The following is a 21,067-nucleotide window of genomic DNA, read 5'->3' as shown; positions in this document are numbered from 1 at the left end:
ACGGATATACGGAGGGCATAACGGAGGACCGGACCGGGCCCAGGGGCCGGGCCCCGGCCGTCCGACGGGCCGGGGCTGCGGGGGTCAGTCCACCGGCGGCAGCGCGTGGCGGCGGATCACGTCGGCGTACCAGTGGGCGCTCGCCTTCGGGATCCGGCGCTGGGACGCGTAGTCGACGTAGACCGCGCCGAACCGCTTGGAGTACCCGTAACCCCACTCGAAGTTGTCCATCAGGGACCAGAGGAAGTAGCCGCGCACATCGACGCCGTCGGCCACCGCCCGCCGTACGGCGTCGAGATGGCCGTGCAGATAGTCGATCCGCTCGGGGTCGGCGACCCGGCCCTCGGGCGATACGTAGTCGTCGAAGGCCGCACCGTTCTCGGTGACCATCAGCGGCAGCCCCGGGTGGTCCCGGCTGACGTCCGTCAGCAGGCTGTACAGCCCATCGGGGTCGATCGCCCAGTTCATCGCGGTGCGCTTCTTGCCTTCGGCGAGGTGGAAGGCGACGTGCTCGGAGCCGGTCCAGGGCGAGTGGTCGCTGCTGCCGTGGCCGTCCTCGCGGGTGTCCCCGGTGCCGGTCGCCGGTGCCGAAACCAGCGTCGGCGTGTAGTAGTTGACGCCCAGCACGTCGATGGGGGCCTCGATGGTGGCCTGGTCGCCGTCCCGTACCAGCGCCTGCCAGTCCACCAGGTGCGCAGTGTCGGCGAGCAGGTCCTCGGGGTAGCCGCCGTCGAGGATCGGGCCGGTGAAGATCCGGTTGCCGACCGCGTCGATCCGGCGCGCGGCGTCCGCGTCGGCCGCGCTGCCGGTCAGCGGGCGGACCTGGTGGAGATTGAGGGTGACCGAGATCTGTGCGGTGGCGGGGAGTTGACCGCGCAGCACCTCGGTCGCCAGGCCATGGGCGAGGTTGAGATGGTGGGCCGCCCGCAGGGTCGCGGCCGGTTCGGTGCGGCCCGGGGCGTGCACCCCTGAGCCGTATCCGAGGAAGGCGGAGCACCACGGCTCGTTGAGCGTGGTCCACATGCCGACGCGGTCGCCGAGGGCGCCGGCCATGATCGCCGCGTAGTCGGTGAAGCGGTCGGCGGTCGCCCGGTGGGGCCAGCCGCCCGCGTCCTCCAACTCCTGTGGCAGGTCCCAGTGGTAGAGCGTGGCGACCGGCGTGATGCCCGCTTCGAGCAGTTCGTCGGCGAGTCTGCGGTAGAAGTCGAGGCCGCGTTCCACGGCCGGGCCACGGCCGGTGGGCTGCACCCGCGACCAGGAGACGGAGAAGCGGTACGCCTTGAGGCCCAGCTCCTTCATCAGCGCCACGTCGTCGCGGTAGCGGTGGTAGTGGTCGGCGGCGATGTCGCCGGTGTCACCGTTGCGGATCTTGCCCGGGGTGTGGCTGAAGGTGTCCCAGATGGACGCGGTGCGGCCGTCGGTGGCGGCGGCACCCTCCACCTGGTAGGCGGCGGTGGCCGCGCCCCAGACGAAGCCCACGGGGAAGTCCGTCGTCTCGGGTGCCTGCTCACGGGTGGTGGTCTCGGATCGTACGGCGGTCATGCGGGAGCGCTCCCAGGGGTGGGCGGAGAGGGGCAGTTGGGGAGGAGGAGAAGGGGTTCAGGTGTCCCGTACGGCCTGCGGTCGGGCACGGGCCGTACGGGACGCACCGGGGTGGGCGGGGGACGCGGGCGTCACCCCTTGACGGCGCCGGACATGATGCCTCCGACGATCTTCTTGCCGAAGATCACGAACACCACGAGCAGGGGCAGCGTGCTGATCAGCGCGCCCGCCATCACGATGCTCTGGTCGGGCGTGTACGAGGCGCTCAGCTGGCCGAGCGCCACCTGCAGGGTGGGGTTCTGCTGGTTCAGGGCGAGGTAGGGCCAGAAGAAGTCGTTCCACGCCTGGACGAAGGTGAGCATCCCCAGCACCATCATCGCGGGGCGGGCCGCCGGGAGGACCACGCTGCGCACGATGCGGAGGTTGTTGGCGCCGTCGAGCTTGGCCGCCTCGATGAGTTCGTACGGCAGCGCCTCCAGCAGGTACTGCCGCATGAAGAAGACACCGAACGCGCTCACCAGGGTCGGGAAGATCACCGACTCCAGGTTCCCGCCCCAGCCGATCTTGGACATCATCATGAAGAGCGGCACGACGCTGAGCTGCGGGGGGATGGTCAGAGTGGCGATGACCGCAGTCATCAGCCCGCCGCGGCCCCGGAACCGCATCTTGGCGAAGGCGTACCCGGCCAGTGTGCAGAAGAAGAGCGTCGCCGCGGTGATGCAGCCGGAGACGATGACGGAGTTGACGATCGCCTTGCCCAGGTGGGCCTGGTTCCAGGCCGAGTCGAGGTTGTGGAGGAGCCGCCCGCCGGGCAGGAACGGCGGTGTGGTGTTGAGTACTTCGTCCTGGGTGTGGGAGGCCGCCACCAGGGTCCAGTACAGCGGCAGGATCGAGCCGATGCCGACGACGATCAGCGCGGCGTAGGAGAAGGGGCCGCCCTTCAGCTGCTGGCCCGCGCCGGGCCTGAAGCGGCGGCGGGGCGCGGAAGGCGCGGCGGCCGGCGGGGTGGCGCGACCGGGCGCGTGGGCGGGGCTGGTCATGGTCATGGATATCGCTCCCGGTCAGGCCGCGGATGTGCGTACGAAGCGGCTGATGAGCCAGTTGATCGCGGCGATGAGCAGCAGCAGAACGAGCATCGCCCAGGCCACCGCGGCGGCCGGTCCGAGATGCCCCAGATTCCAGCCGTAGTTGTAGAGATAAATGCTGAGCGTCTCGTACTGGTTCTCGTTGCCGCCGATCGCTCCGAGCCTGCCGCCTTCCAGCAGCAGCGGCTCACCGAACAGCTGCATGGAGCCGATGGTGGAGATGACGATCGTGAAGAGGATCGTGGGCCGCAGCGAGGGGATGGTCACCTTGCGGAACTGCTGCCAGCGCGAAGCACCGTCGATCGATGCGGCCTCGTACAGATCGGTGGGCACCGCCTGCATCGCGGCCAGATAGATCAGGGTGTTGTACCCGGTCCAGCGCCAGATCACGATCACCGAGATCGCGATCTTGGAGGTCCAGTGCCCGTTGACCCAGTTGGTGTGGCCGAGGCCGATGAAGTGCAGCACCCAGTTCAGCAGGCCGCCGTCGGCCCGGAAGACCAGGGCGAAGACCAGGGCTGCGGAGGCCACCGAAGTGGCGTACGGGGTGAGGATGATCGTGCGCCAGAAGGTACTGGCCCGCAGCTTGTAGTTCAGCAGATGCGCGAGGCCCAGCGCCACCAGCAGCTGCGGGACCGTCGACATCACGCCGATCAGGAAGGTGTTGCTGACCGCCGTCCAGAACTCGGAGTCCTGGAGGATCTTGGAGAAGTTGTCCCAGCCGACCCACTGCATCTGGTCGAGGCCGGTCATCTCCACCCGGTGCATGGCGATCCAGCCGGTGTAGATCAGCGGATAGAGACCGAAGGCGCCGAAGACCAGGAAGAAGGGGGCGATGTAGGCGTACGGGGATGCTTTGTCGTCGAACCGCCACAGCCGGCTGCGCCACTTCTGCCGGCGGGCCGACGTCTGCGTGGAACCGCGGGGAGGCGGGGCGTAAGTATCCCGGGTGGGGGTCGAGGTTGCCACAGGCGGGAGTCCTTTCCCTGGGATGCGCCGACCCGGCGCGATGAGCGGACCCGTCCGGCCCGGTGTGGCGGTGTCGGAGCGCTGGTCCATGTGCGTACCGTCCGGGCGGCGTCCGGCCTGATCGGCAGGGCGCCGCCCGCGTCGGTACCCGGCGCCGGCGGCCCGGTGGCCGCCCGCACCGGTGCTGATCAGCCGACCGTCTTGTCGATGTTGTTGATCGCGTCGTTCCAGGCCTTCGCGGAACTGGTGTGACGCTGCTCCATGTTGGTGATCTGCGTGGAGAACGCGTCCTTGATGTCGGCGTCCTTCGGGCCGAGCACGGCAGCCGGGATGGTGCTGGCCTCCTGCGCGTAGATCTTGCCGACCGGAGCGTTGTTGAAGTAGGGAAGCTTGGCGTTCTTCACTTCGGGAAGGGTGTACGCCTTCTTGTTGGACGGGAAGGCGCCGATTGCCTTGAAGACGGCGGCCTGCTGCGCCGGCGAGGTCAGCCACTTGACCAGTGCGCTGGCCTCGGCCACGTGCTTACCGTTCTTGGGAACGCCGAGGAACGAGCCGCCCCAGTTGGCCGAGGACGAGCCGGGGGCCGTGGTGATGTCCCAGTGGTCCTTGTTGGCCGGGCCCGCGTTGGTCGAGATCTGACCGGCCATCCATGCGGGACAGACGACGGTGGCGACGCTGTTCTTGCGCAGCGCCGGCGGCCAGGTGGGCGGGTCGAACTGCGCGAGACCGTGCGAGAGTCCCTCGGAAGCCGCCTGGGACGCCAGCTTCCAGCCGTCCTTGACGCTGGAGCTGGTCTTGTAGACCGGCTGGCCGCTGGAGTCGTAGTACTGCTGCGTGTTGGAGCTCACCACAGCGTTGAACATGGCACTCGCCGAGTCCATGAAGTAGGTGCCCGCAGGCGCGTGCTTCTTGTACTCCTCACCCAGCGCGAGGTAGTCGCTCCATCCGCCGGCGACCTTCTGGGCGACCTTGTCCCGGTCGGTCGGCAGGCCGGCCTTCTTGAAGAGGTCGGTGTTGTAGCAGAGCGACATCGGGCCGATGTCGGTACCCGCGCCGATCACCTGTCCGCCCGACGTGGTGGCCTGCTTCTCCTTCCAGGACACCCAGTCGTCGACGTTGATCACCTTGCTGAGGTCGGCGAAATTGTTCGCCTTGGTGTCGACCACTTCCTTGATCCGGCCGACCTCGATGCCCTGAACATCGGACAGGCCACTGCCGGAGTTCAGCTCCTGGAGCAGCTTGGGGTAGTAGACCTTCTCATCGGCGGTGGTGTCTTCCTTGACCGTGATGTTCGGGTGCAGCTTGTGGTACTGCGCGAAGAGCCCTGCCTCCTTGTAGCCGAATTGCCCGTAGTCCGAAACGGTCAGTGTGATCGGCCCGTTGGCGTCGGACTTGCCCGAGTCCGACGAGTCGCTGCTACAGCCGGCCAGCAACAGGGCGGTGGCCGTCAGGCCCGTGGTGGCGATGACCGCGGCTCTGCGGCGGCGACCGCCGGCGGTGCGGGTGATGCGCATTCCACTACTCCTTGGTCCAGGGGGGACTGGCGTTCTTACTGCGCGGCATACGCGCTGGTGAGTACGGGTGCCGGGAAGTGCGAGGGGGGAGACACGGGCCGTTCTGTCCGTACGGAGAAAACCTGTGCGGTGCGAGAGCGATATGGGAGCGCTCCCATGCGCGCTGATGCCGGAAGGTTGCTGCCTCGGAGGGGCGGGTGTCAAGAGTTGAAGACGGTTCCGTTGCCCGAGCGTGTCCCGCACGTCACGCGAACGTGTCCCGCACGGCTCTTGCCACGACCCGGGGAGCTTCGGCGCACCGTCGAGACGGGTTCAATCACCGCAGGCCGGAGGGGTGATGAACGCAGAGAACCCGGCCGCGGGCCCACAGGGGCCGCGCCGGAACCGGGATCGCGGGCGTACACAGAAAGTGAACGAGGCTTGGCAGGGGAACCCGTTTCTGGTCGGGCTGCGCGTTTTTTTACCGAACTCCGCCCGAGATGCACTGAGTTACGGATGCGGGGCGGGCGGCGGGCCGTTCTCCGTATCCGGACACAGCAAACGCCCCGGCCGGGTGGGGGGTGAACCGGCCGGGGCGTCCGTCAGGAGGCGGCGTCAGCTGTTCGCGGCGAACGCCTTGGTGAACGCCAGATCGTCCTGGACGATCGACGAACACGTCGGGTCGGCCGAGTTCTTCGCGCCGCCGGCGCACTCCTTGTCCCGTGCGGCGGACCACATCGAGAGCCGCCCCAGCCCCTTCGCCTTGGCGAACTCGGCCAGCTTCTTCGCGTCGTCCACCGTGAACTTCTCGGTGTTGACGTCATTGACGCCGATCATCGGAGTGACCGCGACGGCCTTCCAGGCAGCGGCGTCCGAGAGCCCGAGCACACCCTTGATCTGGGCCTGTGTGGCGGTCGCCGCCTGGGTGGCGTAGTCGCCCATGTCACCGCTGTACGAAGCCCCGTAGTCCATCGCCATGATGTTGACCGCGGAGATGTCGACGCCGTTCTTCTTCGCGTTGGCGACGAGATCCACGCCGGGCTGGGTCAGCCCCTCGGGCATCACCGGCAGCGTGAACGAGACGTCGAGCCCCGGGTGGGACTTCTGGAGCTGCGCGATGGCCTGCGCGCGACGGGTGTTGGCCGCGGTGTCCGGCAGCGCACCGCCCTCGATGTCGAAGTCGACCTTGGTGAGCTTGTAGGTGTCGATGACCTTGCCGTACGCGGCAGCCAGTGCGTCGGCCGACGTACACGCGGCGCCCAGCTCGGTGCCGGAGGCCCCGCCGAAGGACACCCGGACGTCACCGCCCTTGGCCCGCAACCCGCTGATCTGCGAGGCCACCTTGTCGTCGCCGAGGCCCGTGGCACCTCCCCAGAGCGGGGCGCAGCTGCCGCCGGAGGTGATGAAGGCCAGGTTGAACTCCTTCACGCCGGTCTTGGTCGCGGTGTCCAGCAGGTCGTACGCGGGGTAGAGCGAGGTGTCGACGTACGGGGCGAAGCCCGCACCGGACGAGGTGCCCGTTCCGGCGCCGGTCGTCTTGGTGGGCGTGGGCGCGGGCTTCGACGGTGCGCTCCCGGTCGGTGACGCGGTTGCGGTGGGCTTGCCCGACGGCTGCGGTGCCTTCGACGGATCGGACGGCTGGGACGGCTTGGTGGGCCGGCCGCTCGGCGCGGGCGCACCACCGGTGTCGACCGAGCACTTGGCGCCGTCGATGACACAGCCGGTGGGGTCGCCCGCGGTGGCGCCCGACGACGTGACGAAGCCGATGGTGAGGGACTTGCCCGCGGCGATCCCCGTCTTGTCCCACTTCGAAGGCCGCACCGTGACGTGCTGCCCGTCGACCGTGGACTCGGCGTTCCAGAGCGAGCTGAGCTTGGTGCCCGCGGGCAGGTCGAACTCCAGCTTCCAGTCGGTCAGCGCCTTCCCGGCGTCGTTGCTGACGACGTACTGGCCGGTGTAACCGCCCTGCCAGTCACTGGTCTTGGTGTAGGCGGCGCCAACGTCGGCGGCGTGCGCCGTGCCGGTCAGTGCGAACGCGCCGCCCCCTGCGACGGCTGCGGCGACCACCGCGCCCATCGCCTTGGTCTTGCCGCTCACCTTGCGCCGGTGGGTCGTCGTACTCATGGCGTGCCTGCCTCTGCGTTACGGAAGTGGGGGGTGTGGCAGCACGCTAGCGAGTCCGAACCGGACAATTGGGCAGTTCAGGAGGGAAGCCGAGGATCTTAGGGTGGGCTTAAGGAAGACAAAGGGAGCGGTTAATACCGGGGCTTGTTGGGGGCTTGCTTGCGCCCGCTTGGGGCTTGCTTGCGGCTTGCTTGCGGCTTGCTTGCGCTCGCTTGGGGCTTGCTTGCGGCTTGCCGGGGAGGGTGCCGCGTGCCGCTGTCCCGGATCAGCCCGGTACCGGCCCCCGGAGCGTCCCGCGCCTGCGGCCCCGTACGCGGTGGCCGCGGGCAGGCAGCGCACGGCCGCCGTCGAGGGCGATCCACAGCCGGACCTCGGTGCCGCCGAGGACCGAGCGCCCGATCCGCACATCGCCGCCGGTCGACTCGGCGACCCGGCGCACGATGTCGAGGCCGAGCCCCGTGGAGCCGGTCCGCCCGCCGCTGTTGCCGCGCGTCAGGGCGGCCGCCGGGTCGGCGATGCCCTCACCCGCGTCCGACACGAGCACGATGACGGCGTCCTCCGCGTGGTGCACGTCCACCGAGAAGGGGGTGCCCTCGGGCGTGTGGCGGAAGACGTTGCCGAGCAACGCGTCGAGTGCGGCGGCCAGTTCGGAGCGTATGACCGGGATGCGTGCCGCTCGGCCCACACCCGCCAGCCGTACCGTACGGCCCTCGTCCTCCGCCAGCGCCGACCAGAAGGCCATCCGTTCGCGGATCACCTCGGAGGCGTCGCAGCCCGCGGCCGCCGGTTGCAGCCCCTGGGGCCGCGGGCGCTGTTCGCGGGCCGTGCGGATGATCGTGTCGACCTCCCGCTCCAGCTTCTCGACGGCCGCGCGGGTCTGCTCGGCGGCCGGACCGTCGCCCAGCGAGGCCGCGTTGAGCCGCAGGACCGTGAGCGGGGTGCGCAGCCGGTGCGAGAGGTCGGCGGCCAGTTCGCGTTCGTTGTCGAGGAGTTGGACGACCTGGTCGGCCATCGAGTTGAACGCCACGGCGGCCGAGCGCAGTTCGGTCGGTCCTTCCTCGACGACCCGTACGGACAGCCTGCCCTCGCCCAGGTCGTGCGCCGCCCGCGCGAGCCGCTGCGCGGGGCGCACCATCCGTACGCCCAGCCGGTCGGCGACGGCGACCGAGCCGACGACCAGCGCGATGCCGACGCCCGCGAGGACCAGCCAGGCGGTACCGACGCCGTTGGAGACCTCGCCCTGCGGTACGTACACCTCGACGACCGCGATCCTTCCGGTGGGCAGCGCGGTCGGCTGGAGGAGCGCGGAGCCGCCGGGCACCGTGGTGATCATGGCCTGGCGGCGGGCCGCCTCGATGTCCTTGGCCGCTGCCCGCCGGTGGCCGGTCTCGGTCGGCCGGCTGCCCGGTTCGCCCGACGCGGGCACATGGATGGCGACGCGTCCTGCGGCGCCCGCCGGGGTGGAGGCGACCGCCTTCTCCAGCGCGAGGCGGTCGGTGGTGATGGAGAGGGTGGGCGCGAGGGCCGACGCGTTCCGCTCGGCGCCGGCGAACGCCCGGTCGCTGGCCATCTCCTTGATGACCAGACCGAGCGGAATGGCGAAGGCCACCACGACCATGGCGGTGGCGGCCAGCGCCACTTTGACCAGCGCCCACCTCATAGGGGCGGCTCCAACTTCACCCCGACACCCCGGAGCGTGTGCAGATAGCGCGGGCTCGCGGCGGTCTCGCCGAGTTTCCGGCGCAGCCAGGAGAGATGCACGTCGATGGTCTGGTCGTCGCCGTACGACTGCTGCCACACCTCGGCGAGCAGCTCCTTGCGCGGTACGACCACACCGGGCCGTCCGGCGAGGAAGGTCAGCAGGTCGAACTCCCGCCGGGTCAGATCGAGCCGTACCCCGTCCAGTTCCGCCTGCCTGCGCAGCGGATCGACGCAGAGCCCGCCGACGCGGATGAGCCGCGGCGGCGGTTCGGCGCCGGAGCTGCTGCGGGCGCGTCGCAGTACGGCCGCCATCCGGGCCGACAGATGCTCCACGGAGAAGGGCTTGGTGAGGTAGTCGTCGGCGCCGTCGTTCAGCAGCCGTACGATCTCCGCCTCGTCGTCCCGCGCGGTGGCGATGATCACCGGTACGTCGGTGATGCCGCGCAGCATCTTCAGCGCTTCCGCCCCGTCGAGATCGGGCAGACCAAGATCGAGAATGACCAGGTCAAAGCCGAAATGGGCCACCTCACGCAGCGCCTCCAGCGCCGTGCCGACGCTCCGTACGGTGTGGGAGGCCTCGGTGAGGTGCCGGATGAGGGCGGAGCGTACGAACTGGTCGTCCTCGACCACGAGCACACTTGCCATGGGCGGCACCGTACGCCATTCGGGGGAGCCGGGTATGCGTCTCACCGTGTCGCGACATCGCTGGGGCCGGTGGGGCAGTATGGCGCGATGATCCGGCGACTGACACAGGCCCTGGCATGGTCGCTCGCCACCGGTGCGGCGACCACGCTGACCTGGTGGGGGGTGCATTCGGTGATGGCGGGCACGGCCTATGACCTGCCCCGGGCGCTTCCGGCAGCGGGGAGTCCGGAGCTGCTCTCGTCGGCCACCCAGCGGCCCGAGGAGCCGGATCCCGGGTCCCCGGGGACGGGGCAGTCACCGGGCTCCCCCTCCCCCGCACACGCGTCCGGGAGCGCTTCCCCGCCGTCCTCGCCGTCCCCGTCGGCGTCGGCACCTGCTTCGCGACCTTCATCGGGTTCGTCAGAATCTTCAGTTTCATCCGGTTCATCCGGATCGTCCGGTGACGTACGGAGCTATACGTCATCGGGCGGCCGGGTCGTCTTCGATCTGGGGGCGACCTCGGCTGAGCTGGTGTCGGCGGCGCCTGCGGACGGCTGGCAGATGCGGGTCTGGAAGCAGCCGGAGTGGATCCGGGTGACGTTCACGAAGGGGCAGCGGTCGGTGTCGGTGTTCTGCACCTGGAACGGACACAAGCCGACGGTCGAGGTGGACGACAGCTGAGGGAGCGCGGTGCGGTGGCCGCGCCCCGGGTCTGCGGCCGGCTATCCGAAGACCGCGGGCGGCGGCGGAGGTGACGGCTGCGCATCCGCGTCCCGTACCGGCCTCGCCCCGCCCGTGAAGTCCGTGAGGCCCCGGCCGTGCTCCAGCCGCCCCGCGTGCCCGTCCCCCGCCACCCTGCGGGTCAGTTCGGCGATGGGCAGCGGAAGCGCCGAACCCACCAGTACCGCGTTCCCGAACCTCCGGCCGCGCAGTACCGCCGGCTCGGCCGCCAGGGCCAGTTCGGGGAAGGTCGCGGCCGCGGTCGCGATCTGGCCGCGCAGATAGGTCAGCGGCGGGCCGTCCGTGAGGTTCGCCGCGTACCAGCCCTCCGGCTTCAGCGCTCTGCGGACCTCGGTGAGGAATTCCGCACTGGTGAGATGGGCGGGGGTGCGCGCACCGCTGAAGACGTCGGCGACGATCAGGTCGGCCCAGCCGTCGGGGATCTTCGCGAGTGCGGCGCGGGCGTCGGTGGAGCGGACGCGGATCCGGGCGCCGGGGTCCAGCGGCAGCACCCTGCGCACCAGCTGCACCAGCGGGCCGTCGACCTCGGCGATCTGCTGGGTGGAGCGGGGGCGGGTCGCCGCGACGTAACGGGCCAGGGTGAACGCCCCGCCGCCCAGATGCACGACGTGCAGCGGCTGCCTGGGCGGGCCCGCGAGGTCGATGACATGACCGAGCCTGCGCTGGTACTCGAAGTCGAGGTACGCGGGGTCGTCGAGGTCCACATGGGACTGCGGGGCGCCGTCGATCAGCAGGGTCCAGGCGCGCGGACGGTCGCGGTCGGGCCTGAGTTCGGCGATCCCGCCGTCCACCTGCTCGACGACGGACTCCGGTGCGGAACGGCCCTGCCGCTTGTTCTTCGCCACTCCCCCAGTATCGCGTCCTCCCGTACCGCGGCGGCGTTCAGCGGTACGGGCTGCTCACCGGCGGTTGTCCGCTGCCTCGATCAGACGTGCCGCCTCGCCGAGCGCAGCCCTGAGCACCGAAGGATCGGTGACCGGCGCCGTCTCGGGCGGCAGCAGCCAGCCGGTGCCCCGGACCGGTGGCTCCTCGGGGATCCGCAGCCCGCGTCCGTTGGTCTGCGTACACGCGCTGCCCGGCAGGTCCCAGCCGTCGGCCGTGCCGGGCGGCACCAGGAAGCCGAGGGTGTCGCAGGCTCCGTCGTGCAGGACGGGGCCGACGTCGGCCGAGTCCGCTCCCCTGCGCAGGATGTCCACCGCCTCAAGCCCCTGCCTCGCAGGGACCGTTACCAGATCGCACGGTTCGGCCACACCGTCGGGTGGTGCGCTGAACTCCTGACTGGGTGTGTGCCGGGCGGTCGTTCTCGAACCGCTCATCTCGATACCGGTCTCCAACAAGGCAACCCCTCCTCGTTCTCCGCAAGGTTCAACGCCTGCGGACGTCAAGGGCTACGGCGCAGCACCGCCGTAAAGGATGGCAGTTCATGGCAAATCGCGGGTGAGATATCCGTTTTGTAGCTATACCGGGCGTGTGTGTCTCATCACAGACGGTACGTTTTGCGCGCCGGAGCGGTCCGGGCCGGCAGCACCATCCGCCAGAGAGGGCTCGGCCATGGCGATGTCACGGGAGGTACGCAACCCGGCTTTCCGGCAGTTGCGCGGACAGCGCTCACCCGGTGAGTTCGCGGCGGCGATCCGCCGGGCCGCGCGCGAGATCGGCGAGCAAGTCGCCTGTGACGCGCGGTACATCGGGCGCGTCGAGGCCGGCGAGATCCGCTGTCCCAACTATGCGTACGAGCGGGTGTTCCTGCATATGTTCCCCGGTTCGACCCTGAAGGACCTGGGGTTCTCCGACCGGGGGGCGGTACGCGGCCGGGGCATGTGTCCCGGCGCCGAGCCGCCGGGACAGTCCGAGTCCCGTCCCCAGCCCCACACCAGCCAGAACAACGAGGAGAGCGACGTGCTGCGTCGCGCATTCATGGCCGGCGGTTCCGCCGCTCTGGCCGCCGTCTCACTGGGCTTCGGCCCGGCCCCCGTACCGTCCCGGCGCCGTGTCGGCGAGGCGGAGGTCAACGCCGTCGAAGCAGCCGTACGGCAGATCCGGCTGCTCGACGACCGGCATGGCGCGGCCGGTCTCTACCGGCGGGCGGCGCAGCCGCTGGAGGCCGCGTACGCCCTGCTCGACGCGGGAACCGCCCGCCGGTCCGCGGCCGACCGGCTGCACGCGGGCGCCGGTGAACTGGCCATCTCGGTGGGATGGCTGGCGCACGATTCGGGCCGCTTCGACGACGCACGGTCCCACTACGCGGAGGCCCTGGCGACCGCACGGGTGTCCGGCGATCCCGCGCTGGAGGCCCATGCCTTCTGCAACACCGCGTTCCTGGCGCGGGACGCGGGACGCCCGCGCGAGGCCGTGCGGGCCGCGCAGGCCGGGGAGCGCGCGGCGAAGCAGCTGTCGTCGCCCCGGCTCCTGTCGCTGCTGACCCTGCGGGAGGCGGGCGGCTGGGCGGGTCTTGGCGACCGTACGGCCTGTTCGGAGACGCTGGTACGGGCCAAGTCCCTCTTCGGGCAGGGCACGTCGGACGCCGACCCGGAGTGGATGAGCTTCTTCGTCGAGGCGGAGCTGGAGATGCTGGAGGCGCAGTGCTGGTCCGCGCTGAGCGACTGGCCGCGCGCGGCCCAGCACGCCGAGCGCGCGGCGGAGCTCCAGGACCCGCACTTCGCCCGCAATCTGGCGCTCTACCGTGCGCAGCTCGCCGACGACCTGGTCAGGGCGGGCGCTCCCGACCGGGCGGCGGCGGCCGGGCACCAGGTGCTCGACCTGCTGGACCAGGTCCAGTCGTCCCGTATCCAGGCGATGCTCGCGGGCACGGCCCGCAGGCTGCTCCCGGAGCGCCGGGCGGCCGGGGTGCCGGCCTTCCTGGAGCGGCACGCGTCGACCCCGCGGCTGGTCTGAACGGAGTCGGCCCGGACGCCCGGTCGGAATGGTTCCGGCCCGGAGTGGTTCTGTCCCGGAGTGGCCTGTCCGGGAGTGGCCGGTGACCGGCTGACGGGTGTCCCGGGCTGACCGGGGTCCCGGACCGACGTGTTCCGGTCCCGGGCCGGGTTGTTACGGCTCCAGGTGCCCGGTGTCGTTCCACCGCTCGACCGCGGGGGCGTCGTACGCCCAGCCCAGCACCGAGAGCGACGCCGGGGCCAGCCGGATGCGGGCGCCGAAGGTCAGGTCGTAGCCGAGCCAGCGTGCGGCGAGCGCCCGCAGGATATGGCCGTGCGCGAAGACCAGGACGTCGCGGCCGCCCGTACGGATCCGGTCGATCGCCGCGTCGGCGCGTGCCGTGACATCGGCCACGGACTCACCGTCGGGAGCGCCGTCGCGCCAGATGAACCAGCCGGGCCTGACCGCCTGGATCTCGGCCGGGGTGAGTCCTTCGTACACCCCGTAGTTCCACTCCAGGAGCGCGTCCCACTCCTCGGCGCGGTCGGCGAACCCGGCAAGTGCGCACGTCTCGCTCGCCCGTAGCAGTCTGCTGGTGAACACCCTGGCGTCCGGCACCGCGTCCCACGGCGCCCGGTGCAGCCGCTCACCGAGCAGTTCGGCCCCCTCGCGTCCCTCGTCGAGCAGTGGGATGTCCGTCCTGCCGGTGTGTTTCCCGGACAGCGACCACGCGGTCTGCCCATGCCGGACCAGCAGCATTCGGGGTGCCATGACGCTCTCTCTTCCCGTGCGGTGATGCTTCTCCCATCATCGCGCACGGGTTCCGGGAGCAACCCGGCGGACGCCTCCGGCGTCCCTCCTACCGTGCCCCGCACAGAGGGGCCGCAATGAACTTGTCATTCGATACGCCCTATGGTGGTACGCCGGGTGACAGGCCCCGTTTGAACAGACGATGGAGAGCATTCGGATGCCGTACACCGCGAACCGTGACCGGCCCCGCTGGTGGACAGAGCTCCTTGTGATCGCTGTCGTCTACACCGCGTACTCGTCGGGGCGGCTGCTGGCACGCGGCAGCACCGAGGACGCGGTCCACCACGGCCTTTCGCTGCTGCGTGCCGAGAAGTTCCTGCACATCAACATCGAACACCCGTTGAACAGGCTGTTCACGCACACCCCGGCCATAGGGATACCCGCCGACTTCGCCTATGCGTCGCTGCACTACCTGGTGACCCCGGGCATCCTGATATGGCTCTTCCGCCGCCGTCCCGCCCAGTACCGCCTGGCGCGCACCTGGCTGATGGTCTCCACCCTGCTCGGTCTGATCGGCTTCACGCTGACCCCCACCTGTCCGCCGCGGCTGCTCGCCCATGCCGAGGGTTTTGTCGACACGATGGCGCAGTACAGCTCGTACGGCTGGTGGGGCGACGACGCGAGCGCACCGCGGGGACTCGGCGGGATGACCAATCAGTTCGCCGCGATGCCGAGCCTGCATGTGGGGTGGGCGCTGTGGTGCGGGGTGATGCTGTGGCGCCACGGCCGTACGCCGCTGGCCCGAATACTCGGGGTGCTCTACCCGTTGACCATCACTTTCGTGGTGCTGGGCACGGCCAACCACTATCTGCTCGACGCGATCGCGGGGGTCGCGGTGATGGGTGTGGGGCTGCTGCTCGCCCGGCCCGCGGTGCGGCTGGCCGACCGGGTACGGGCCCGGTTCTCCTCCCGTACGGCCGACAGTCCGTCCCCGATTGTCGGTGCCGGGTGCAAGACTTCCCCGGGTGAGCGATTCCCCGGGCAGCGGACCTCCTCCGCCTCTTCCGCGTCAGCAGGCGACACAGCCGACGACGGCACTCAGACAGCGGCTCGCTGAGCTGCGGGGCCCGTCCGTCGCGCCGCAGCCGCTGGACGCCCGCGCGCTGGCTGCCCTCGCGGCCAACCCGGGCTGCGAGCGGCGCGCGCTCCTCGACGGCGCCGGGGTGAACAAGACGGTTCTCGCACAAGCCCTCGGCTCCCCCTCGGCCTTCGGCCAGTCCCAGTTCGCCTTCATGCGGGGCAACGCCTTCGAGGCGAGGGTCAAGGCCGACGGCGGCGCCGAACTGATGCGGCTCCTCGCGGAGCACATGGGCACGGCCGAGCCGGTGGACGTGACGGTCCCCGATCTCACGGCGGCGGGCCCCGAAGGCCGCGCGGCCCGCACGGCACTGGCCCTGCGTGAGGCCACGGAGGCCGGCGGGTGGGCCCTGTTCGACCACCCGATGCTGGCGCTGGAGGTGGCGGGCTCGCCCGCGTATCTGGAGCCGGACGCGGTAGTGGTGGATCCGGCCGGGCGCTGGACGGTGATCGAGATCAAGTCGTTCCCGATGATCGACGCGTCGGCGGACGCGGCGAAGGTGGGGGCGGCCGCCCGCCAGTCCGCGGTGTACGTGCTGGCGCTGGAGCGGATCGCGGCCCATATCAACAGCGCGGGCGGCACAGACAGCACGGGCGGCGCGGGCGGCGCGGCCGGCGCTTCGGTGCACGACCGGATCCTGCTGGTCTGCCCGAAGGACTTCTCCAACCTGCCGACGGCCTCGGCCGTCGACGTACGCAAGCAGCTCTCGGTGACCCGGCGTCAGCTGACCCGGCTGACCCGTATCGAGGACATCGCGGCGGCCCTGCCCGAAGGCACCACCTTCGACCCCGGTCTGCCGCCCGCCGAGCTCACGGCGGCGGTCGAATCGGTCCGCGCGGCGTATGCACCGGAGTGCCTGGCCGCGTGCGAGCTGGCCTTCCACTGCCGCGACCGGGCCCGTGGCGCGGGCGCGGTGGAGGCGCTGGGCCGGGGGGTCCGCGGCGAGCTGGGCGGGCTGACGACGGTCGACGCGGTGCTGGCCGCGGCGCACGGCGAGGAGGGCGATCCGTCGGATCCGACGGTGGCCGCGCTGCGCAGGGCCGCGGCGCTGCGGGCGGAGGCGCTGGCCGAGGCACCGCAGCCGGCCGGCCGGGAGTCGGCTGGCCGTCAGTCGGCGCTCCGGGGGGCGGATGTCCAGCAGCCGGATCCACGGGAGTCGGGGCTCCAGCAATCAGGTCTCCGGCCATCGAGTCTCCAGCAGGAAGGCTCGCCGGTATGTCGCTGATCAGCACGCTCGCCCGGCTGGAAGCCGTGCGGTCAGGACGCGCGGAGCCCACCGCGACCGTCCGGCACCGCCACCTCTCCGCCCGCCCGCTCGTGTTCGTCCCCCTCACCACCGCTGGCGAGGCCGGCGCCCCGCTCGGGGCGCTCGTCGGGACGGACCCCGCCGCGCCGAGGCTGCTGGTCGTCGCCCAGCCGCGCGACCGGGATCTGCGGTTCGCGTTCCTGTCCGAGCTGGCCGAGGCCGTGCTGCCGTACATCGACGGGTACGCCGACGACGTCGAGGCCGCCGAGCGCTCCGAGACCGACCCGGAGACCAAGAAGAAGGTCAAGGTCGAGACCGAGCTGTGCGCGGACGCCCCGCAGCTGATCGTGCCGGGCCGGGCGGGCATCGACTTCGTCCGGCTCCTCGGGCGGTCGATGCGCTTCCGGCGTACGGCCGATGAGGATCCCGAGACGCCCTACCCGGCGCCGCCCCGCGTCCCGCTGCTCGGCCGCTGGCTGACGCACTACGGTGAGCGCGCCCGGGTCCCGGGGTCCTCGCTGCTGCTCGCCGCGACCGATCTGCTGAACCGTCACTGGGCCACCGGCCAGAGCAATCTGGAGGACCAGCACCTCGGCGCGCTGCTTGCCTGGATCGACCCGGCCGACGGGACGTCCGGCGCCGAGACCGCTCTCCGGGCCGAGCTGGGACGCGACCGGGACGGGCAGCTGCTCTGCCCGCCCGCCGGGCCCGCCACCGATCCGGCCTTCGACAACAGGCTGCTGGCCCCGGCGGTGGAGCGGTACGACGCGGCGCGTTCGGCGCTGGCCGCCGCCGAGGACGGTCCGGCGGCCGACGACCGGCTCGGTGAGCTGACGGCCGCCGAGCGGGAGATCCGCAGGCTGCTGGCCGGACAGCTGCGGCCCACCTGGGACGCGGTGTGGCACGGGATCGGGCTGCTGCGCGAGCTGCCCGAAGGGGCCAGGGCGAGCGAGCGGTGGACCCGGGACCGCTGGTCGTTCACCGGCCACCGGGACCGGGTGCGGGCGGGCGAGCCGCCGCAGCCGCGCCGGGACGACGCGGTGACGGCGGCGCAGAAGCTCGCCACCCGCGAGACCGCGCAGACACAGCTGGAGGCACAGGAGGCCCTGGACGACCCGCTGGTGATGGCGGGGCGGCGGCTCGCGGGCGAGGCGTTCACCGGTGAGGTGACGGATGTGGTGATGGCGTGGAGCGAGTCGAAGCGCCCGAGCCCTCGCCCCCTGGTGACGCTGCGGACCGATGACACACCGCACATCGAGGAGCGGGCCAAGGTCCACCGCGCGCTCCCGGGCGACCCGCCGAAGGCACAGACGGCCGAGTTCGTACGGTACGAGACGGACGGCTCGCTGGTGCTGCGGCTGACCAACGGCATGGGCCGCGCCAAGGATCCGGCCCCGGGGACCGTGCCGGAGAAGGGCGACCGGCTGTGCTGGACGCTGTTCGAGCACAGCTCGCGGGGCGGACCCGAGCTGCCCGCGCAGGAGGACACCCCCTGGACACACGGCGGCCCGCCGGGCATCACCGGCCCGTCGGACGGCTCGTCCACCATGTCCGACAGAACTGCCATGTCCAACGGAACTGCCGCATCCTCCGCATCCGCTGCTCCCGGCTCCGGGACGAGCCCCGGCCCCGTCACCCCCGAGGACCTGCTGTGACCTTCGATCCCGGCGCGGAGGCCGCCCGCGCGACGCGGGCCATCCTCGATGACACGCTGCACGGCACCGCCCGCGGAGTGGTGGTCGACTCCCCGCCGGGCGCGGGCAAATCGACGCTCGTGGTGCGCGCGGCCCGTGAGCTGGCCGCCGCCGGACGACCGCTGATGGTGGTCGCGCAGACCAACGCCCAGGTGGACGACCTGGTCACCCGCCTTGCCGGGAAGGACCCCGAGCTGCCGGTCGGCCGGCTGCACAGCAGCGACCCCGACCCGTACGACAAGGCGCTGGACGACCTGCCGAACGTTCGCAAGTCCGCCAAGGTCGCGGATCTCGCCGGGCTCGACGTGGTGATCTCGACGGCGGCGAAGTGGGCGCATGTGAAGGGCGTCGAGCCCTGGCGGCACGCGATCGTGGACGAGGCGTACCAGATGCGCTCGGACGCCCTGCTGGCCGTGGCCGGGCTGTTCGAACGGGCGTTGTTCGTGGGCGATCCCGGCCAGCTCGACCCGTTCAGCGTGGTCGGCGCCGAGCAGTGGGCGGGGCTGGCGTACGACCCGTCGTCCAGCGCGGTCTCGACCCTGCTCGCGCACAATCCGGAGCTGCCGCAGCACCGGCTGCCGGTCTCCTGGCGGCTGCCGGCGTCGGCGGCGCCGCTGGTCTCGGACGCGTTCTACCCGTACACACCGTTCCGCAGCGGTACGGACCACGGTGACCGGCGGCTGACCTTCGGGGTGGAGTCGGACGGTTCGGGCCCCGACCGGGTGCTGGACGAGGCGGCGGAAACAGGCTGGGGCCTGCTGGAACTGCCCGCCCGGCACACACCGCGTACGGACCCGGAGGCGGTACGGGCGGTGGCCCTGGTGGTCCGGCGGCTGCTGGACCGCGGTGGCGCGGCGGTGAGTGAGCAGTCGCCGGATCCGGTGCCGCTGACGGCGGACCGTATCGCGGTCGGCACGGCCCACCGCGATCAGGCAGCCGCGGTCCGGTCGGCGCTCACGGAGCTCGGGGTGACGGGCGTCGCGGTCGACACGGCCAACCGCCTCCAGGGGCGGGAGTTCGACGTCACGGTGGTGCTGCATCCGCTGTCCGGACGCCCGGACGCGACAGCGTTCCATCTGGAGACGGGCAGGCTCTGCGTCCTGGCATCGCGGCACCGGCACGCCTGCATCGTGGTGTGCCGGGAGGGGGTGGCCGGGCTGCTCGACGAGCACCCGTCGACCGAGCCGGTGCAGCTGGGAGTGACAGTGAAGTTCCCGGACGGCTGGGAGGCGAACCATGCGGTCCTGGCGCATCTCGCGGAACACCGGGTGCCGTACCGGCCACGGTGACGCGGTGCCGACGACCGCGATACCGGCCACTGTGACGGGTGCCTGCCGCTGCCCGGGACGTCCTCTTGCGCAGGGCGGGACAATGGACGGTGGCCGGAATCCCACGGCGGAGGCCCGAGCACCGCACACCACCCGGAGACCGGCCCCGCCGGACCTCCGGGGGGACGCAGCACCGCAACACACAGCACAGCACGGCACACACAGCACGGCACAGGCAGCACGGCACAGCAGGAGGCACACATGGCGGAGCCCGAACAGCGCGAGCGGAAGCTGCGGCCTGCGCCGCTGCTCTTCGAGCCTTCCGCTGCCACCACCGACCCCGAGCACTTCTTCGACCTGGAGTCGATCGACGACCCTGCGGTGCTGCTCGCCCGTGCCACCGAGCTGACGCTGGCCTTCCGCGCGGCGACCGACCGGGCGGTCGAGTACCAGGCGGTCGCCGCCGCGCAGCTCGCCGACCCTCGCCGCTTCGACCGGCTGACGGTGGCGGACATCGCCGAGCGCGCGCAGTGGACCGAGGACTACGCCCAGAAGATGGTCGAGTTCGGCCGGGACCTGCTGCGCGGCTTGCCGACCTGACGGGCGGGCGAACTCCTGCCGCCCTACGCGGACCGCTCAGCCCGTTCAGCCCTTCGCGCATATGCCGTTGGGCGGGGCCCGTCGGCAAGACCGGTGGGCAAGATACGCCTCCCCGCCCCTGCCTGTCCCGGTTTCGGCCAACTCAGCGGAGTGGACCCCTCACTCCGGGTAGACCTGGTCGGCATGGGCGCATGGCAGCGAGACGACGACAGCGCAGGAATCCTCTCCGGCAGCGGCTCCGATCTCCGGAGTTCGGGCATCCAGGGCTCAGGCATCAGCGGCTCAGGCATCAGCAGCTCGGGGATCAGCAGCTCCGGTACCCGAGGCCCGGGGCTCAGCAACTCCGGCACCCGGGGCTCAGGCATCAGCAGCCCCGGAACCATCGGCCCCGCCACCCGAAGCTCAGGCATCAGCAGCCCCGGCATCCAGAGCTCAGCCACCGTCCACGTCCCGGGCGGCCGTTCCTCGGCCGGGCTCAGCCGGATCCTCGACGAGCAGGACGGGCAGCACGCCACAGCGGTCACCCCGGCCGGCGCGGGATGGCTCGCGTCCGCCGCCCCGTACCCGCGCAGTGCGCTCTCGCTCTGGGAGTCCCGGCCCACCGCCCCCACCGTGCTGGACTGCGGCTCGGTCTTCGACGTGGTCAACGTGCCCGCGATCTTCGGCCGCCGGATGCTGGACACCCTGTGGTCGGAGGGCCCAGGATCGGGCCCGGTCGCCGGTCACCGGGGCCGGATGCTGCTCTTCGCCGCCCCCGGCACGGCCCAGCGGCTGCCATCCCTGCTGCACTGGGAGGAGTGGGGCGACGCGGTGCCGCCGATGCTCTGCCACGGCACCGGTGACGCGGTGACCGTACCGTCTCTGACCTCCTCCGTCCCCCGATCGGGCCCGCGCTGGCTGGTGGCTCCCGATACCCGCCATCCCTGGCTGCCGGGGCCCGAGGTCATGCTCTGGGCCTGTGTCCGCGCGGCGCGTGCGGCGGCGGCCCCGGCCACGAGAACGGACGGCTTATCGATTTTTCCCCGCGCCGATCAGGGTGCTAAGGTCTACGACGTCAGCAGGCGCCGCTAGCTCAGTTGGTTAGAGCAGCTGACTCTTAATCAGCGGGTCCGGGGTTCGAGTCCCTGGCGGCGCACAGACGGAAGAAGCCCCTCGCGGAAGCGGGGGGCTTCTTCGTTGTGCCCCCCCAGCACCTCACAACGCACCTCACACCACGGG

General features: G+C 71.3%; 17 protein-coding genes, 1 tRNA gene and 1 pseudogene. 9 read left to right on the top strand and 10 right to left on the bottom strand.

Translation table 11 applies throughout. The features are described from left to right. Window positions 1-84: 84 nt before the first annotated feature. From OG385_RS21665 to OG385_RS21635, 7 genes are all read right to left on the bottom strand, one after another. The gene (locus tag OG385_RS21665; protein WP_266856784.1) at window positions 85-1,542 is read right to left on the bottom strand and encodes a GH1 family beta-glucosidase; all 1,458 of its coding nucleotides are present in this window, start codon (window positions 1,540-1,542) and stop codon (window positions 85-87) included. A 131-nt stretch (window positions 1,543-1,673) separates the two neighbouring features. Beyond that, window positions 1,674-2,588 carry a carbohydrate ABC transporter permease gene (locus OG385_RS21660; protein ID WP_266856782.1) on the bottom strand — a complete coding sequence of 305 codons (915 nt, stop codon included), beginning with the start codon at window positions 2,586-2,588 and terminating at the stop codon, window positions 1,674-1,676. A gap of 15 nt (window positions 2,589-2,603) precedes the next feature. After that, the gene (locus OG385_RS21655; protein WP_266856781.1) at window positions 2,604-3,596 is read right to left on the bottom strand and encodes a carbohydrate ABC transporter permease; all 993 of its coding nucleotides are present in this window, start codon (window positions 3,594-3,596) and stop codon (window positions 2,604-2,606) included. Window positions 3,597-3,784: 188 nt separating this feature from the next. Then, on the bottom strand, window positions 3,785-5,110 hold the full coding sequence (locus tag OG385_RS21650; RefSeq protein WP_266856779.1) for an ABC transporter substrate-binding protein: 1,326 nt from the start codon (window positions 5,108-5,110) through the stop codon (window positions 3,785-3,787). Window positions 5,111-5,704: 594 nt separating this feature from the next. Beyond that, a complete protein-coding gene (locus OG385_RS21645) occupies window positions 5,705-7,213 on the bottom strand; it encodes a cellulose binding domain-containing protein (RefSeq protein ID WP_266856777.1) in 1,509 nt (502 codons plus the stop codon). Between the two features lie 265 nt (window positions 7,214-7,478). After that, window positions 7,479-8,873, bottom strand: a complete 1,395-nt coding sequence (locus OG385_RS21640; RefSeq protein ID WP_266856775.1) for a HAMP domain-containing sensor histidine kinase — start codon at window positions 8,871-8,873, stop codon at window positions 7,479-7,481. Continuing rightward, on the bottom strand, window positions 8,870-9,559 hold the full coding sequence (locus OG385_RS21635; RefSeq protein ID WP_266856773.1) for a response regulator transcription factor: 690 nt from the start codon (window positions 9,557-9,559) through the stop codon (window positions 8,870-8,872). Before OG385_RS21635 ends, OG385_RS21640 begins: the two co-directional genes overlap by 4 nt. A 510-nt stretch (window positions 9,560-10,069) precedes the next feature. Between OG385_RS21635 and OG385_RS37390 the strand changes: the two genes are divergently transcribed. Continuing rightward, on the top strand, window positions 10,070-10,219 hold the full coding sequence (locus OG385_RS37390) for a hypothetical protein (protein ID WP_323183823.1): 150 nt from the start codon (window positions 10,070-10,072) through the stop codon (window positions 10,217-10,219). A gap of 41 nt (window positions 10,220-10,260) precedes the next feature. Here the strand turns inward: OG385_RS37390 and OG385_RS21625 are convergent, their stop codons facing one another. Together OG385_RS21625 and OG385_RS21620 are read right to left on the bottom strand one after the other, a co-directional pair. Further along, window positions 10,261-11,124, bottom strand: coding sequence for a spermidine synthase (locus tag OG385_RS21625; RefSeq protein ID WP_266856770.1), 864 nt, complete (start codon window positions 11,122-11,124; stop codon window positions 10,261-10,263). Between the two features lie 54 nt (window positions 11,125-11,178). Continuing rightward, the gene (locus OG385_RS21620; RefSeq protein ID WP_266861049.1) at window positions 11,179-11,595 is read right to left on the bottom strand and encodes a hypothetical protein; all 417 of its coding nucleotides are present in this window, start codon (window positions 11,593-11,595) and stop codon (window positions 11,179-11,181) included. 235 nt (window positions 11,596-11,830) lie between these two features. Between OG385_RS21620 and OG385_RS21615 the strand changes: the two genes are divergently transcribed. Next, window positions 11,831-13,174, top strand: a complete 1,344-nt coding sequence (locus tag OG385_RS21615; RefSeq protein WP_266856769.1) for a tetratricopeptide repeat protein — start codon at window positions 11,831-11,833, stop codon at window positions 13,172-13,174. A 153-nt stretch (window positions 13,175-13,327) separates the two neighbouring features. On the opposite strand, the gene OG385_RS21610 is transcribed toward OG385_RS21615, so the two are convergent. Next, window positions 13,328-13,924: a histidine phosphatase family protein gene (locus tag OG385_RS21610; protein ID WP_266856767.1), complete on the bottom strand. Its 597-nt coding sequence runs from the start codon at window positions 13,922-13,924 to the stop codon at window positions 13,328-13,330. Window positions 13,925-14,105: 181 nt separating this feature from the next. On the opposite strand from OG385_RS21610, the gene OG385_RS21605 reads away from it, so the two are divergent. The 7 genes and pseudogenes from OG385_RS21605 (at window position 14,106) to OG385_RS21575 (ending at window position 20,984) form a co-directional block, all read left to right on the top strand. Beyond that, window positions 14,106-15,020 carry a phosphatase PAP2 family protein gene (locus OG385_RS21605; RefSeq protein ID WP_266856765.1) on the top strand — a complete coding sequence of 305 codons (915 nt, stop codon included), beginning with the start codon at window positions 14,106-14,108 and terminating at the stop codon, window positions 15,018-15,020. Further along, window positions 14,929-16,266, top strand: coding sequence for a hypothetical protein (locus tag OG385_RS21600; protein WP_266856763.1), 1,338 nt, complete (start codon window positions 14,929-14,931; stop codon window positions 16,264-16,266). Before OG385_RS21605 ends, OG385_RS21600 begins: the two co-directional genes overlap by 92 nt. Next, a pseudogene (locus OG385_RS21595) lies at window positions 16,257-17,804 on the top strand (hypothetical protein); the annotation flags it as partial. The gene OG385_RS21600 and the pseudogene OG385_RS21595, both read left to right, overlap by 10 nt. 134 nt (window positions 17,805-17,938) lie before the next feature. Continuing rightward, window positions 17,939-19,270, top strand: a complete 1,332-nt coding sequence (locus tag OG385_RS21590; protein WP_266856761.1) for an AAA family ATPase — start codon at window positions 17,939-17,941, stop codon at window positions 19,268-19,270. A gap of 240 nt (window positions 19,271-19,510) precedes the next feature. Further along, the gene (locus OG385_RS21585; protein ID WP_266856759.1) at window positions 19,511-19,849 is read left to right on the top strand and encodes a hypothetical protein; all 339 of its coding nucleotides are present in this window, start codon (window positions 19,511-19,513) and stop codon (window positions 19,847-19,849) included. Window positions 19,850-20,332: 483 nt separating this feature from the next. After that, the gene (locus OG385_RS21580) at window positions 20,333-20,920 is read left to right on the top strand and encodes a bifunctional DNA primase/polymerase (protein ID WP_266861047.1); all 588 of its coding nucleotides are present in this window, start codon (window positions 20,333-20,335) and stop codon (window positions 20,918-20,920) included. Further along, a tRNA-Lys gene (locus OG385_RS21575) sits at window positions 20,911-20,984 on the top strand. Before OG385_RS21580 ends, OG385_RS21575 begins: the two co-directional genes overlap by 10 nt. Window positions 20,985-21,067 lie beyond the last annotated feature (83 nt).

This window comes from Streptomyces sp. NBC_01306, from assembly GCF_026340465.1.
GTDB lineage: Bacteria > Actinomycetota > Actinomycetes > Streptomycetales > Streptomycetaceae > Streptomyces.
This window is presented reverse-complemented; position numbering and strand designations above follow the sequence as displayed.

What these genes read in the sequence shown, in the direction of transcription:
- OG385_RS21665 (WP_266856784.1), bottom strand. Translation starts at nt 1,542, where the DNA reads ATGACCGCCGTACGATCCGAGACCACCACCCGTGAGCAGGCACCCGAG.
- OG385_RS21660 (WP_266856782.1), bottom strand. Translation starts at nt 2,588, where the DNA reads ATGACCATGACCAGCCCCGCCCACGCGCCCGGTCGCGCCACCCCGCCG.
- OG385_RS21650 (WP_266856779.1), bottom strand. Translation starts at nt 5,110, where the DNA reads ATGCGCATCACCCGCACCGCCGGCGGTCGCCGCCGCAGAGCCGCGGTC.
- OG385_RS21645 (WP_266856777.1), bottom strand. Translation starts at nt 7,213, where the DNA reads ATGAGTACGACGACCCACCGGCGCAAGGTGAGCGGCAAGACCAAGGCG.
- OG385_RS21640 (WP_266856775.1), bottom strand. Translation starts at nt 8,873, where the DNA reads ATGAGGTGGGCGCTGGTCAAAGTGGCGCTGGCCGCCACCGCCATGGTC.
- OG385_RS21635 (WP_266856773.1), bottom strand. Translation starts at nt 9,559, where the DNA reads ATGGCAAGTGTGCTCGTGGTCGAGGACGACCAGTTCGTACGCTCCGCC.
- OG385_RS21620 (WP_266861049.1), bottom strand. Translation starts at nt 11,595, where the DNA reads ATGAGCGGTTCGAGAACGACCGCCCGGCACACACCCAGTCAGGAGTTC.
- OG385_RS21615 (WP_266856769.1), top strand. Translation starts at nt 11,831, where the DNA reads ATGGCGATGTCACGGGAGGTACGCAACCCGGCTTTCCGGCAGTTGCGC.
- OG385_RS21610 (WP_266856767.1), bottom strand. Translation starts at nt 13,924, where the DNA reads ATGGCACCCCGAATGCTGCTGGTCCGGCATGGGCAGACCGCGTGGTCG.
- OG385_RS21605 (WP_266856765.1), top strand. Translation starts at nt 14,106, where the DNA reads ATGGAGAGCATTCGGATGCCGTACACCGCGAACCGTGACCGGCCCCGC.
- OG385_RS21585 (WP_266856759.1), top strand. Translation starts at nt 19,511, where the DNA reads ATGGCGGAGCCCGAACAGCGCGAGCGGAAGCTGCGGCCTGCGCCGCTG.